Source organism: Vibrio coralliilyticus ATCC BAA-450 (assembly GCF_000176135.1).
In the GTDB taxonomy this organism is placed as follows: Bacteria; Pseudomonadota; Gammaproteobacteria; order Enterobacterales; family Vibrionaceae; genus Vibrio; species Vibrio coralliilyticus.
Genome location: NZ_ACZN01000018.1, coordinates 797,301 through 811,381, shown reverse-complemented (window position 1 = coordinate 811,381; position 14,081 = coordinate 797,301). Strand labels below are relative to the sequence as shown.

At 42.8% G+C, this 14,081-nt stretch carries 15 protein-coding genes and 1 riboswitch; of the genes, 11 read left to right on the top strand and 4 right to left on the bottom strand.

Annotation, left to right across the window (positions count from 1 at the left end):
• Window positions 1-283 precede the first annotated feature (283 nt).
• The 9 genes from htpX (at window position 284) to VIC_RS23045 (ending at window position 7,363) form a co-directional block, all read left to right on the top strand.
• On the top strand, window positions 284-1,144 hold the full coding sequence (gene htpX, locus VIC_RS23085) for a protease HtpX (protein WP_006962801.1): 861 nt from the start codon (window positions 284-286) through the stop codon (window positions 1,142-1,144).
• A 185-nt stretch (window positions 1,145-1,329) separates the two neighbouring features.
• On the top strand, window positions 1,330-1,749 hold the full coding sequence (locus VIC_RS23080) for a nuclear transport factor 2 family protein (RefSeq protein ID WP_006962799.1): 420 nt from the start codon (window positions 1,330-1,332) through the stop codon (window positions 1,747-1,749).
• Window positions 1,746-2,471 carry an SDR family NAD(P)-dependent oxidoreductase gene (locus VIC_RS23075; protein WP_006962797.1) on the top strand — a complete coding sequence of 242 codons (726 nt, stop codon included), beginning with the start codon at window positions 1,746-1,748 and terminating at the stop codon, window positions 2,469-2,471. Before VIC_RS23080 ends, VIC_RS23075 begins: the two co-directional genes overlap by 4 nt.
• A 12-nt stretch (window positions 2,472-2,483) precedes the next feature.
• Window positions 2,484-3,764 (top strand): NAD(P)/FAD-dependent oxidoreductase, encoded by a 1,281-nt coding sequence (locus tag VIC_RS23070; protein ID WP_006962795.1) that lies wholly within the window; start codon window positions 2,484-2,486, stop codon window positions 3,762-3,764.
• Window positions 3,764-4,561: a DUF1365 domain-containing protein gene (locus VIC_RS23065; protein ID WP_006962793.1), complete on the top strand. Its 798-nt coding sequence runs from the start codon at window positions 3,764-3,766 to the stop codon at window positions 4,559-4,561. The genes VIC_RS23070 and VIC_RS23065 overlap by 1 nt, the downstream gene beginning before the upstream one ends.
• Entirely contained in the window at window positions 4,558-5,796 is a 1,239-nt protein-coding gene (locus VIC_RS23060; protein ID WP_006962791.1) for an SAM-dependent methyltransferase, read from the top strand. Before VIC_RS23065 ends, VIC_RS23060 begins: the two co-directional genes overlap by 4 nt.
• A gap of 2 nt (window positions 5,797-5,798) precedes the next feature.
• Window positions 5,799-6,323, top strand: a complete 525-nt coding sequence (locus VIC_RS23055) for a DUF2878 domain-containing protein (RefSeq protein ID WP_006962789.1) — start codon at window positions 5,799-5,801, stop codon at window positions 6,321-6,323.
• The gene (locus VIC_RS23050) at window positions 6,280-6,828 is read left to right on the top strand and encodes a chalcone isomerase family protein (RefSeq protein WP_172974063.1); all 549 of its coding nucleotides are present in this window, start codon (window positions 6,280-6,282) and stop codon (window positions 6,826-6,828) included. Before VIC_RS23055 ends, VIC_RS23050 begins: the two co-directional genes overlap by 44 nt.
• 1 nt (window position 6,829) lies before the next feature.
• Window positions 6,830-7,363: a DUF3833 domain-containing protein gene (locus tag VIC_RS23045; RefSeq protein ID WP_006962787.1), complete on the top strand. Its 534-nt coding sequence runs from the start codon at window positions 6,830-6,832 to the stop codon at window positions 7,361-7,363.
• Window positions 7,364-7,446: 83 nt separating this feature from the next.
• On the opposite strand, the gene purB is transcribed toward VIC_RS23045, so the two are convergent.
• The 3 genes from purB to mnmA form a co-directional block, all read right to left on the bottom strand.
• Window positions 7,447-8,817, bottom strand: a complete 1,371-nt coding sequence (gene purB / locus VIC_RS23040) for an adenylosuccinate lyase (RefSeq protein WP_006962786.1) — start codon at window positions 8,815-8,817, stop codon at window positions 7,447-7,449.
• 149 nt (window positions 8,818-8,966) lie between these two features.
• Window positions 8,967-9,584 (bottom strand): high frequency lysogenization protein HflD, encoded by a 618-nt coding sequence (gene hflD, locus VIC_RS23035; protein ID WP_006962785.1) that lies wholly within the window; start codon window positions 9,582-9,584, stop codon window positions 8,967-8,969.
• 28 nt (window positions 9,585-9,612) lie between these two features.
• Window positions 9,613-10,734, bottom strand: coding sequence for a tRNA 2-thiouridine(34) synthase MnmA (mnmA, locus tag VIC_RS23030; protein ID WP_006962784.1), 1,122 nt, complete (start codon window positions 10,732-10,734; stop codon window positions 9,613-9,615).
• A gap of 194 nt (window positions 10,735-10,928) precedes the next feature.
• Here mnmA and VIC_RS23025 point away from each other — a divergent pair, with 194 nt between their 5' ends.
• Complete coding sequence (locus tag VIC_RS23025) at window positions 10,929-11,198, top strand: hypothetical protein (protein WP_006962783.1); 270 nt, start codon at window positions 10,929-10,931, stop codon at window positions 11,196-11,198.
• 243 nt (window positions 11,199-11,441) lie between these two features.
• Window positions 11,442-12,746, top strand: a complete 1,305-nt coding sequence (locus VIC_RS23020; RefSeq protein WP_019275705.1) for an inosine/guanosine kinase — start codon at window positions 11,442-11,444, stop codon at window positions 12,744-12,746.
• 92 nt (window positions 12,747-12,838) lie between these two features.
• Here VIC_RS23020 and VIC_RS23015 read toward each other — a convergent pair whose 3' ends face one another.
• Entirely contained in the window at window positions 12,839-13,246 is a 408-nt protein-coding gene (locus tag VIC_RS23015; protein WP_006962781.1) for an H-NS family histone-like protein, read from the bottom strand.
• A gap of 611 nt (window positions 13,247-13,857) precedes the next feature.
• A riboswitch (Lysine riboswitch) is annotated at window positions 13,858-14,040 on the top strand.
• The last annotated feature ends 41 nt before the right edge of the window (window positions 14,041-14,081 follow it).

The following is a 14,081-nucleotide window of genomic DNA, read 5'->3' as shown; positions in this document are numbered from 1 at the left end:
ATTTTAATCTGACAACAATCTAGCACGCTTCAGTCTAGGTACAATAAGACCAAAGTCTAATACTGCTGCTGTTGATTAATATATCGGGCAAACTGCATTTTGGCTGTGAATTCTTACGGAAAACTTTCACAATTTTTGCAGTTAAGAAAACAAATGTTTCAATTTGCATCTATCCCTTGTATTTAAAAGGGATAGACTATATCTATGAGTTAGATATAAAGCCTCGGCGCAAGATTCGTATTGCCAAGGCAAATAATTAAGCTTCCTGTTTCGGAGAAAAGTAATGAAGCGAGTAATGTTATTTTTGGCAACGAACTTGGCCGTTGTTCTGGTCCTAAGTGTTGTTCTAAATATTGTTTATGCTGTTACAGGTATGCAGCCTGGCAGTTTGTCTGGTCTGCTTATTATGGCGGCGGTGTTTGGTTTTGGTGGTTCATTCATTTCATTGATGATGTCGAAAGGTATGGCGCTGCGCTCTGTAGGTGGCATGGTGATCGAAAGTCCTCGTAATGAGACTGAGCACTGGTTGTTGGAAACGGTTCGTCGACAGTCAGAGCAAGTGGGTATTGGTATGCCAACTGTCGCTATTTATGACTCGGCTGACATTAACGCATTTGCAACAGGTGCCAAGCGCAATGATTCATTGGTCGCAGTCTCAACGGGTCTTTTGCACAACATGACTCGAGATGAAGCCGAAGCAGTGCTAGCTCACGAAGTGAGTCATATTGCAAATGGTGACATGGTTACTATGACGCTAATGCAAGGTGTTGTGAATACGTTCGTCATCTTCCTATCACGCTTCATTGCGAATATCGTTTCATCTAATGATGAAGAAGAAGGTGGCAGCAATATGATGGTGTACTTTGGCGTATCCATCGTTCTTGAACTTGTATTTGGCTTCCTAGCAAGCTTCATTACTATGTGGTACAGCCGCCACCGCGAATTCCATGCTGATGCAGGTGCGGCGCAGTTGGTAGGCAAGCACAAAATGATTGCAGCTTTGGAGCGCTTAAAAGTGAGTCATGAATCTCAGTTAGAAGGTTCAATGATGGCATTTGGTATTAATGGTAAGCGCTCAATGACGGAGTTGCTGATGAGCCACCCTCCACTAGATAAGCGTATCGCAGCCCTACGCAACTCATAAGTTTTTGATTTAACGAAAAGGCTTGATTTTATATCAAGCCTTTTTTGATCCCTTCTAATTTAACCGCCGTACAACTCTGCAAATTAAACTTTTACAAAATTTATATTTGTACAACTCATAAAAGGTGCCTAATCTTCATTATGAATTGTACATAAAAATATTTTGTATAACTAATTGGAGAGGACATGAACGTCGAGTCGGTTGGTCACATATATCAGCAACTAAGCAAGAACAACCTCTATCTTTTAGATGATGTCTATCATCAAGATGTTGTCTTTGAAGATTCAGCGCATCGTCTTCAAGGTTGGCAAGCTTTGCAAAGCTATTTCGATAGCCTATATACAAATGTCAGGCGATGTGACTTTGACATCAAAGAGCACCAGCAATCGGGCGACAGTGGGTTCTTGACTTGGTCAATGTCTCTAGAGCACCCCAAGCTTCAAAAAGGCAAAACGGTTGTAGTCAATGGAGTTAGTCATCTGAAGTTTAAAGATGGCAAAGTCATATATCACAGAGATTACTTCGACCTTGGCGAAATGCTTTATGAGAATCTTCCACTGCTTGGGTCGGTTATAAAGACGATTAAGCAGAGGTTAGGTCAATGACTTGCGTTCTAATCACAGGCGCTACGTCTGGCATCGGCAAACAACTGGCCGAGGATTACGCCCGAGAAGGCTATGAAGTTATTGCTTGTGGAAGAAACAAACAAGCACTTGAAGAGCTTGAATCTTCCTCCAGCTTGATTACTTCGCTTCAGTTCGATTTAACGGACTTATCCAGCACAAAACAGGTGTTGGAGAATCTAGCAGTCACGCCGAATATTTGGATATTCAATGCTGGTGATTGTGAATACATAGATGATGGCATTGTAGACGCTCAGCTTGTGAAGCGCGTGTTTGATATCAACGTCGTTGGTCTTGCCAATGCTATAGAAGCAAGTCAACACCATTTTCAAGCTGGTCACACGGTGGCTTTGGTGGGTTCTATCGCCAGCGAGGTGGCATTGCCTAGAGCAGAGGCCTATGGCGCATCCAAAGCCGCTGTGAGTTATCTCGGCAGAACCCTTCAGCTCGATTTAGCCAGTAAGAACATCTATGTATCAGTAATATTTCCTGGTTTCGTGAAAACGCCTTTGACTGATAAAAACACATTTCCTATGCCGATGTTGGTAACTGTACAACAGGCATCGCGAGCCATACGCAAGGGGCTTGCTGCTCGAAAACAATATATTTACTTCCCTCGAAGATTCACAACGCTATTGCGTTTCATCGGTGCCATGCCTTACAGCTGGCAAAAGCGAATAACCGCTAAATTGATCTCAGAGTAAGAGGATTCCAAAATGAAAATAGCCATAATCGGGACAGGTATCTCTGGGTTGACATGTGCTTACCATCTCAACAAGCAACATGATGTTACTCTTTTTGAAGCCAACGACTATATCGGTGGGCACACAGCGACGGTCAATGTTGAGGTTGAAGGCGAGAGCTATGCAGTCGACACCGGTTTCATCGTGTATAACGATAGAACTTATCCGCACTTCATGGCCATGATGGAAGAGATTGGTGTGGAAGGTATACCGACGCAGATGAGCTTCAGTGTTCGTAATGACGATTGCGGATTGGAGTACAACGGTCACACGTTATCTACGCTTTTTGCGCAAAAAAGAAATTGGTTCAATCCTAGGTTTTACGCTTTCATATTCGAGATCTTACGCTTTAATAAGCAAGTCAAAAGGTTAGTTGAACAATCTCAAGAGTCCGAAAAAACGCTAGGAGACTTTTTATCAGAAGAGAAATTTAGCGACTACTTTTGCGATAATTATATCTTACCCATGGGGGCTGCCATATGGTCTTCTACACTTGCAGATATGCGTGCTTTCCCTCTTCAGTTTTTCGCTCGCTTCTTCTTGAATCATGGATTACTAGACGTACTGAACAGACCACAGTGGTATGTAGTAAAAGGAGGTTCAAATGCTTATGTTGAGCCGCTAACAAGAGATTTCGCCGATAACATAAAGCTGTCTACACCTGTGAAGTCTGTCCGTCGAGAGCAACTTGGCGTGCGAATTGAACTCGACGATCGAACCGAACGTTTTGATCAGGTGATTTTCGCGTGTCACAGCGATCAGGCGCTAGCCCTGCTTAGCGATGCTAATTGCATTGAAAGTGAAGTCTTGGGTCAGTTGGAGTACCAAGCGAATGAGGTGACGCTTCATACTGATGAGAGCTTACTTCCTAAGAGGAAGTCAGCTTGGGCTTCTTGGAATTATTGGTTAGATGGAGCGCAAGGTGAGAGCGAACGCCCGCCAACGCTCACCTACAACATGAACATATTGCAACATATACAAGCGCCTGTGACATTCTGTGTTTCATTAAACAGCGCGCACCTGATTGAGCCGAATAAAGTGCTCAAAACGTTTACTTATCATCATCCTGTCTTTAGTGAGCAATCGATGCAGGCCCAGAGACGACGTCAAGAAATAAATGGTCAGGACAAGGTATGGTTCTGTGGTGCGTATTGGTACAACGGATTTCATGAGGACGGGGTCAAAAGTGCTTTAGATGTTGTGAGAGAGCTTAAACAGCTCAACAAAGTTGAGCGCCAAAGAGGTGCGGCATAATGAACTCAGAGCACAGTTGCTCATTGCTTGTTGGGGACGTAAGACATCGCCGCTTTAGTCCAGTAGAGCATCAGCTAAAATACCCAATTTTTATGCCTTGTATCGATTTAGACCAGATCAGCGCAGTGGAGAAATCTGTGTGGGGTTTCGGGCAAAAGTGGTGGCATTGGGCGAGATTCAAACGGGATGATTATCTAGGAGAGGGAGATTTAAAACACGCGGTATTTGACAAGATAAAAGAGCTGACAGGAGAGAAAGTAGACGGTCGTGTTGAGGCAGTCATCCATCTTAGATATCTCGGGATCTATTTCAGTCCGGTAAACTTCTACTATGTTTATAACAAGGATGGAGATTGGCGTTATCTGTTGGCTGAGGTAAGTAATACCCCCTGGAATCAAAGGCATTACTATGCTGTTCCTGCTTTTGATGAAACTTTGTGGCGACACAGCAAAGCGTTTCACGTGTCCCCCTTTAACCCTATAGAACAAGAATATGTTTGGCGGTTAAAACCCTTAGGGAAAAAGCTTTCGATTCATCTTGAGTGCCATCGGGATAAAAAGGAATTTGATGCCACGCTCAGCATGAGTAAGCAAGCGCTTACATCAAGGATACTCCTAAAACAACTAATTAGGACACCGCTAATGGCAGCTAAAATGTTGGTCGGTATCTACTGGCATGCGCTTAAGCTCTGGTGTAAAGGTGCCCCGTTTTACTCTCATCCTAAATACAAAACAAAGCCAGAAGCATCTTCTGAAAAACATAAATCGAGAGAACAGGTTAAGGAGCATAGGACATGATGAACTCCCAAACTTTAGGTTACTCATCGTCACTAAGCACAGGACAAAAAACAGCGCGTAGTTTGGCAATGTCATTCCTAAAAAAAATCACATCAGGTTCACTAACTGTGATTGAGTCTTTCTCACAGTCAGAAAACAGGACCACTTTTGGTGCACCCCAGACGTCACGCTTGCACGCGATAATTGAAGTCAAAAATCCGGGCTTTTACGCAAGATTGCTAAAAGGTGGCAGTATTGCAGCGGGTGAGGCTTATATGGAAGGCTGGTGGGATAGCCCAGATTTAACCAAGCTTATGGAGCTAATGGCCTTAAATTTAAAAACACTCGACTCTATTGAAGGACAGAGTAGCTTTATTTCTCGAATATCTTACCAGCTTGGGCATTGGTTCAATCGAAATACTGAGAAGAATGCGGCTAAAAATATTAGTGCTCATTATGATTTGAGTAACGAGCTTTACCAAACGTTCCTTGACCAAGAAATGTTGTACTCCGCTGCAGTGTTCAGCTCGACTGCTGATAGTTTAGAGCAGGCTCAGATCAACAAAATGGAAAGGTTGTGTCAGCAGCTTGAACTGACCTCTAGCGACCGAGTTATTGAGATTGGTACAGGTTGGGGTGGTATGGCGATATACATGGCGGAGACATATGGTTGTCACGTTACAACCACAACGATTTCCGAGCAGCAGTATCAGTACGCTCAGCAGCAAATAGTTGAAAAGGGACTAGAGCATAAGATAACACTGCTAAAAAAGGACTACAGGCAGCTAAAGGGGCATTACGACAAGCTGGTATCCATTGAAATGATCGAAGCAGTAGGCAAGGAGTATTTGGGCTCATACATTGAAAAGTGTCAGTCTCTTTTAAGGCCAAAAGGACTGATGGCAATCCAAGCCATTACCATTGCTGACCAAAGATACGACTACTACAGTAATAACGTAGACTTTATCCAGAAGTATATTTTTCCGGGTGGCTTCCTGCCTTCGATTACTGCTTTAACTCAAGCAACAACTGCACACAGCGACTTAGTCTTGAAGAACTTGTTTGATATAGGCTTAGATTATGCGCAGACGTTGAAAGAATGGCACACAAGATTTATGGCAGCCGAAAGCCATGTCAGGAAATTAGGCTTTGATGACACGTTTATCCGTATGTGGAAATATTATTTCTGTTACTGCGAAGGTGGATTTCGAGCGAAAAGTATAAGCACTGTCCACATGACTTTTCAAAAGGCGTGAATATGACGACGAAGAGGCTAATTTTCTATTCTCTCTGGTTTCAAATTGTCTGGATCATCGCAGTATTTGGTCAGGAGAAACTGCAGTGGTTAGCAGTTAGCCTTGTCGTTGGTACCTATGTATACAGCCAATTAGTTGCACCGATTAAGCTTGAGCGAGTGTTTTTGATGGCGTTATTCGGTGTCATGGTCGATTACGCCAATATGGCGCTTGGCATTTTTCGTTTTGAATTCAATGAATTCCCTATTTGGCTTATGGCACTTTGGTTTATTTTTGTTTGGTATGCATATTTTCTTGTGCCAATAGTGAGCCGATTTTCTATCTTGCTCGTATCTATTTTCGGGGGAGTTGGAGGAACGCTCAGTTATTTAGCAGGAGAAAAATTGGGCGCGGTCTATTTTCCTTTACCAACGACAACCACACTTCTTGTATTAATGGTGGAATGGCTGCTGATTGCGGCAGTCATAATAAAGGTTTATGGAAATGCATCGGATAAAATGGGGTATGCTGGCAGGGTTGATCGCTAGCTCTTTGATTGTTAGCGCAAGTGTAGAAGCAAATACTGCTAACGATGAACAATGGCAGGAATGGCGTAAAGTGGGTAGCGCACAGCTCACTTATTTCTTTTTTGACGTATACAAATCTCAGCTTCTTACACCCTCTGGCGACTACGCACAGAGTGAAGATGTTTCACCACATCCACTCGCGTTATCCATTGAGTATCAAAGAGATATTAGTCAAAAACAGTTGGTCGATGCCACTATCGAGCAATGGGAAAAACTGGGTTATTCCGACACTAGCTCTTGGGTGACTCAGCTCGAAGACATTTTTCCAGACATCAAAGATGGCCAACAACTGATCTATGTCTCCGATGGAGATATAGGCAGATTCTTTTTTTCCTCTCTCAGCGAAAAAAATCAGTTGATAGGTTCTATTACCGATCCTCAATTAAATGATGCGTTTCTCGCGATCTGGTTGTCTCCACAGACGCAATACCCAAAACTCAGGCAAGAACTGATAGGAGCTAAATAGAATGCGAAAGATTAAAACGTTTATTTTCGCTAGCCTATTCGTTTTACTAACGGGGTGTTCTGCAGATATCTCTGAATATAAAGACAGCACACCTGCTTTCAATCTATTCGAGTACTTTGACGGCGAGGTGACCGCTTGGGGGATGGTTCAGGATTATACCAACAAGCAGCAACGTCGTTTTAAGGTCGATATTGTAGGCTCAATCGATGGAGATACTTTAACACTTGTTGAAGATTTTGTATTTGACGATGGCGAGCTTGACCAGAGAATCTGGAAGATTAAGCGATTGAGCGATAGTACCTACGAAGGAGAAGCTGGAGACATACTAGGTACTGCGAAAGGTAACGAAGTGGGTAATGCGCTCCACTGGGTATATGACTTTGAGCTCGTCGTGGATGGTTCAAAGGTAACTGTAGCTTTTGACGATTGGTTATTCAGGCAAGACGAGCGACATGTCTTTAATATTACGAGTATCCGAAAGTTAGGTTTTGAAGTAGGCAAAATCACTTTGTTCTTTCAAAAGTCAGATGTGTAGTTAATGTAATACCCATCTACGAGTAGGTATAAAAAAGGGTTGACGCTTTCACGTCAACCCTTAAATTTTATCGGTGCTTGATCTTACAGTTTGTCAGTGAGCTCGATTGCCTGACCAATATAGTTCGCTGGCGTCATCTCTTTTAGGCGAGCTTTCTCGTGCTCTGGTAGCTCAAGGCCGTCGATAAAGTTACGCATTGCTTCACCATCTACACGTTTACCACGAGTTAGCTCTTTGAGCTTCTCGTATGGCTTTTCGATGCCGTAGCGACGCATAACAGTCTGCACAGGTTCAGCAAGAACTTCCCAGTTTTGGTCTAGTTCAGCAAGTAGTGCTTCACGGTTCACTTCTAGCTTGCTGATACCTTTCAGCGTAGAAGTGTAAGCAATGATTGCGTAGCCAACACCAACACCTAGGTTACGTAGAACGGTTGAGTCAGTTAGGTCACGCTGCCAGCGAGAGATTGGTAGTTTCTGTGCTAGATGGCCGAATACTGCGTTAGCAAGACCTAAGTTACCTTCAGAGTTTTCAAAGTCGATTGGGTTAACTTTGTGAGGCATGGTTGAAGAACCGATTTCACCAGCGATTGTCTTCTGCTTAAAGTGACCTAGTGCGATGTAACCCCAAACGTCACGATCAAAGTCTATTAGGATAGTGTTGAAACGTGCAACCGCATCGAATAGTTCAGCAATGTAATCGTGTGGTTCGATCTGAGTTGTGTAAGGGTTCCAAGTAACGCCTAGTGACTCAGTGATGAACTCTTCAGAGAACTTGTGCCAGTCTAGTTCTGGGTAAGCAGATAGGTGAGCGTTGTAGTTACCTACAGCACCGTTAATCTTACCTAGGATTTCTACGTTAGCGATTTGCTTGTATTGACGCTCCATACGGTACGCCACGTTCGCCATTTCTTTACCCATAGTAGATGGAGAAGCTGGCTGGCCGTGTGTACGAGATAGAAGAGGAATATCGCGGTATTCAACAGCAAGTGTTTTAATAGCGTCAATGATGTTTTTGATCTCAGGAAGAATTACTTCATCACGAGCTTCTTTAAGCATTAGTGCGTGAGACGTGTTGTTAATGTCTTCTGAAGTACAAGCAAAGTGAAGGAATTCATTGACGGCATGGAGCTCTGGTACACCTGCAACCTTTTCTTTCAGGAAGTATTCAACAGCTTTTACGTCGTGGTTCGTCGTACGCTCAATTTCTTTAATTCGAGCAGCGTCTTCTTCACTGAAGTTAGCGGCAAGATCATCAAGAAACTGGTTTGCTTCTGCACTGAAAGCTGGTACTTCTTTGATTGCATCAGTTGCAGCAAGCTTCTGCAGCCAACGAATTTCAACGATAGAGCGGTACTTTAGAAGGCCAAATTCGCTAAAAATGCTGCGAAGTGCAATCGTCTTACTTCCGTAACGGCCGTCTACTGGTGAAACAGCAGTCAGTGCTGACAGTTCCATGATGTTCTCCTGAATTGAGTTTCTAAATTTCGTGTGCTTTATACCAATAACCGCATAGATTGTCACGCAGATTGCGCAATCGTTTGCGTTAAGTTTATTTTGGTAGAAAAAATCAGCTCGCGATAGGCGCGAGCTGTATTGTTAAGTCATTACATTCTGGCTAAGAGGATTTGAGCCTGTTCAACCATTTTTTTGCGTCCGAAAATGAGGTGACGACGCTTTCCGCCGACTTGGCGCCATAGTACAGCACTGCGAATACCTGATAGTAACAAGGCTCGAACTTTATGTTGGTTACCTGTCTGTTGCAGTACAGAAGGGGTTCCAGTTACTTGAATTCTCGGTCCAATTGGGCTGATGACATCTAAATATACGCTGGCAAGGTTGCTGATCATCTGGTCGTCTAGCAGCTCAAAATGATCAAGTTGTCGCTCTATCATTTGAATACGATCAGCCAATTGAGACATTGCATCGTTACGTCCACTTAGCTTACGTTCAAGCGCCATCAGGCTAATGATATAGCGAGTTACTTCACTGCCAGAAGGCGTACTATCGATGCCTTTCACCAAGCATTCTAGGCCGAGTTTCAAATCTGATTCTCTACCATAAACACCCACGGTGTTGTTTGGGTTTGTGTTTAAGATAGCTTTGAGCGAAGTTTCAAATGCGTCAGAGTCACAGTGACCGTTTTTCGCGACCTGTTGAACCAGAGCGACAGCTTGGCAAATTCCTGCAAATGCGATGGTGCGGTCGTAAAGAGCGTTAGCCACGTAGTATTACTCCTGAAAATACATTGAATTAAATACGTTTTTCAATGATGCCGCCACCAAGGCAAACATCATCTTTATAAAATACCGCAGATTGGCCAGGGGTTACGGCTACCTGAGGGTCGTCGAAAATGACCTTAATATTTTCGTCATCAATTGGGATAATGGTACAAGGGATATCCGTTTGACGGTAACGTGTTTTCACACTGCATTGAAGCGGTGCCTTAATTATCTCTCGATCAACCCAATGAAGCTGAGAAGCAATGAGTCCCTGGGATTTTAACAATGGGTGTTCAGCACCTTGTACCGCAATTAGTACGTTACGTTTAAGATCTTTGTCTGCCACGTACCACGGGTCTTCATTACCACCGCCGCCTTTCTGACCGCCGATATGCAGACCTTTACGCTGACCCAATGTGTGATACATCAAACCTTGGTGTTCACCGATTACTTTGCCTTCAGGTGTCTCAATTTTGCCTGGCTGAGCTGGCAAATAACGAGATAGGAAGTCGGTAAACTTGCGTTCACCGATGAAGCATATACCTGTCGAGTCTTTTTTCTTCGCGGTAATAAGGTCCTGCTCTTCGGCGATTCGGCGTACTTCAGGTTTTTCTAGTTCCCCCACAGGGAACAGGCTGCGAGCTATCTGATCACTGCTCAGTGTATACAGAAAGTAGCTTTGATCTTTGTTGCCATCTAGGCCACGCAGCATTTGAGGCTTCTCACCGTTATCAGGGAAAGTACGTCGAACGTAATGACCCATTGCAATGTAATCTGCATCTAGTACTTCATCTGCAAACTCAAGGAAAGCTTTGAACTTGATTTCTTTGTTACAAAGGATGTCTGGGTTCGGTGTGCGACCCGCTTTGTATTCCGCCAGAAAATACTCAAACACGTTGTCCCAGTATTCGGCAGCAAAATTAATGGTGTGAAGGTGTATTCCCAGCTTGTCACAAACCGCTTGTGCATCGGCCAAGTCTTCTGCAGCTGTACAGTATTCTTCGTTATCGTCTTCTTCCCAGTTCTTCATGAACAGACCTTCGACCTGATAGCCCTGTTGCTTTAGGAGATACGCGGAAACGGATGAGTCCACACCGCCAGACATGCCGACGATAACTTTCTTTTTACTGTTGTCAGTACAGTTCTCAGACATTACTAAACACCACACAATTTAACTGGAGGCAGATCTTAACAGAAAGCGTTTCGAGGTGACAGATCCGAGATCGAACTCACACTTCAAATTTGCCGCAATTTTACTCGTTCACTATCTTAATCTGCGAATTTTCACTATAGACAGGCTATATGTGGCATAGTTGGCAAAATTCAAGTTAGACAAGGTACAAAAATATGAGTGATGACAGTCAATTCATGGCAGAAGCAGAGCTGATTGAAATTGTTGAGAATCAGTTGGAAGATGGTGAACCGCTCAAAGTGAAAGAAACTTTGATGCGTTTGATGATGACAGGAACACCGCGAGACGAGGCTGTTGCAATGATGGCTTGTGCTGTCTCTATTGAGATCTTCGACGTAATGAAAAACGAAGGTGAGTTTAATCTCAAACGTTACTCAGAGCACCTTGACCGCCTGCCGGACATTAGTTTTATGGAAGGCGAATAAGTTGTCATCATACGCCAACTGGTAGTCAGTTGGCTTTTGCTATTAATGGGTACGGTGCCGAGAAACTCTTCGCGTTAATTGCTTAAGATCTTCCTTTCTCTTTAACACTTCTTATTTATTACCTCTCGATAGGTAGAATTTAATTTTTATCGCAATCGTTTGCTATAATTCCGGTTATTGCCGCGTCAGGTAGTGCGCGGTAGAATCCGGCATCCTTTGACCCCTTACTCAGAATATTTTGTTATGAAGTTTCCAGGCCAACGAAAGTCCAAGCACTATTTTCCTGTCCATGCGCGTGACCCTTTAGTGAGTCAATCTCAAGAAAGCAAGAAAATGTCCAGTACGCACATTATCGGTATTGACCAAACTTTGGTGGATATTGAAGCGAAAGTTAGTTCGGAACTCATTGAGAAGTACCAATTGAGTAAAGGTCACTCACTGGTTATTGACGATGTGACTGCGGAAGCGCTCTATAATGAGCTAAAGGAAAATGGACTGATTACCAATGAATACGCTGGTGGCACGATTGGTAACACTCTTCATAACTATTCTGTTCTAGCTGATGACCGCTCAACACTTTTGGGTGTAATGAGTCAGGATATTAAGATCGGTAGCTATGGTTTCCGCTATTTGTGCAACACTTCCAGTCGAATGGATCTTAATTATTTACAAGGTGTTGATGGTGCAATTGGTCGCTGTTTTGCTTTGATCTCTGATGATGGTGAGCGTACGTTTGCCATCAGTGAAGGTCAGATGAACCAGCTTCACCCAAATAGTATTCCGGAACATATTTTTGAAAATGCTTCTGCTCTAGTGCTCACGGCTTATTTGGTTCGTTGTAAAGAAGGTGACCCAATGCCAGATGCTACGATGAAAGCGATCGAATATGCGAAGAAATATAACGTTCCTGTTGTACTGACACTTGGAACGAAATTCGTTATTCAAGATGATCCAGTATTTTGGCAAAACTTTTTACGTGACCACGTCAGTGTTGTTGCAATGAATGAAGATGAAGCAGAAGCGCTAACGGGCGAATCTGATCCACTAGCCGCATCAGATAAAACGCTTGAATGGGTGGACTTGGTGCTTTGTACCGCAGGCCCTGTAGGTTTATTTATGGCGGGTTATACGGAAGAAGCGGCTAAACGTCAGACTTCTCTGCCATTACTCCCTGGTAGTATTGCTGAATTTAACCGATATGAGTTCAGCCGCCCTGCTGCAAAATGGGCGTGTGACAACCCAATCAAAGTGTATTCACATATATCTCCTTACATGGGTGGCCCGGAGAAAATTAAAAACACCAACGGTGCTGGAGATGCAGCATTATCTGCACTGTTACATGATATGGCTGCGAATAAATACCATAAAGAAAATGTGCCTAATTCGAGTAAGCATGCCCACACTTACCTGACATATTCTTCTTTCTCTCAGGTATGTAAATATTCAAATCGTGCCAGTTACGAAGTATTAGTACAACATTCTCCGCGCTTGTCTCGAGGTTTGCCTGAGCGTGAAGATAGTTTGGAAGAAGCATACTGGGAACGCTAATTAGCAACATATAATTACAAAAAAGCCTCGCATTGCGAGGCTTCTCTTTTGTTTTATAAAAGTGTTGAGTCACAACACTTCTATAAATTCAATTAGATAAGGAAATCGTCTAGTGATTTACCTGCGTCTAGTTGCTCTTGGATTGCTGAAGGCGTGCGGCCTTGACCTGTCCACGTCTTTTCTTCACCAGTGTTATCTAGGTATTTGTATTTTGCTGGGCGAGGAGCACGTTTAGATTTTGGCTTACCTGCTGCTTCACCTGCAAGTGCAGAAATAACCATGTCTTTATCTAGACCTAGTTGCTTAATTTGTTCTGCGATATCGGCTAATTTAGCTTCTTGTGCCGCTTGAGCTTCACGTTCAGCTTCTTCAGCTTCTTTACGTTCAGCTACAACAGTTGATAATTTGTCTAGAGCTTCTTCTAGTTGTTCCAGAGTTAGCTCACGCGCAAATGCGCGTAGACTGCGAATGTTTAATAGAGTTTTTGTTAGTTCCGACATGTAAATTCCCACTTATTTAAGGAGCCGATAAAATAAATATTAAACCCGTATTATTAGCAATACAATATTTTCTGGTTAAATTGTTATAAAAATTTATTAATTAATCGCTAGCTCATTTGAATAATGAGACCTTTCAATTTAATCAACAAGTTTTTGTTGCATAAAATATCGGTGGTTTTGTGATTTTGACAATACTTATAGCGGATAAGTTTCATACGTTGAGCGATATTATATTTTATAACGTCAAAATTATTTGGATTATCCTTTTGTCAGCTATTTATCAAGATAGTAACAAATCTTCATCAATTCACGAATTTTTCACTCTAATTTTCGTTGTTAGAGCTTAATACCTAGTTTCAGACGTATAATTCCGCATTGGCTACTCAAATTCTGAATAATTAGATTCATATTGAGTAGCCTGAATATGATATTGGTTGATGGCTATGCAATTGTTGAGAAACCTTACGCACTGTTGCGTTAACAATTAGAGTGAGTAAATTTGGCATGATGTATTGAAATGGTGCTTTAGATGAGTACAATGGGCGCCACCTAATGCGATGTGTTGGTTAAATTGTTGTTAAAAACTATTTTTGACAGTTTAAAATATCAACACTCGCGGTAGAGGCGCGAAATAAATCAGTAGTGTTTGTTGGGGTGATGCCAATGAACAAATACGAAAGGTTGTTTCGCCGAAGTGAGTATTCAAATCAAAGATGCTTGCTGGGGTTACACTCGAAAGGGGTAACACTGCCATAGTCTATAATTTTGTAAAACTATGGAGCGCTACTGTAGGGCAGGGTGAAGTTTTCGCTTCCCTTTCGCTTAGTTCAACTTA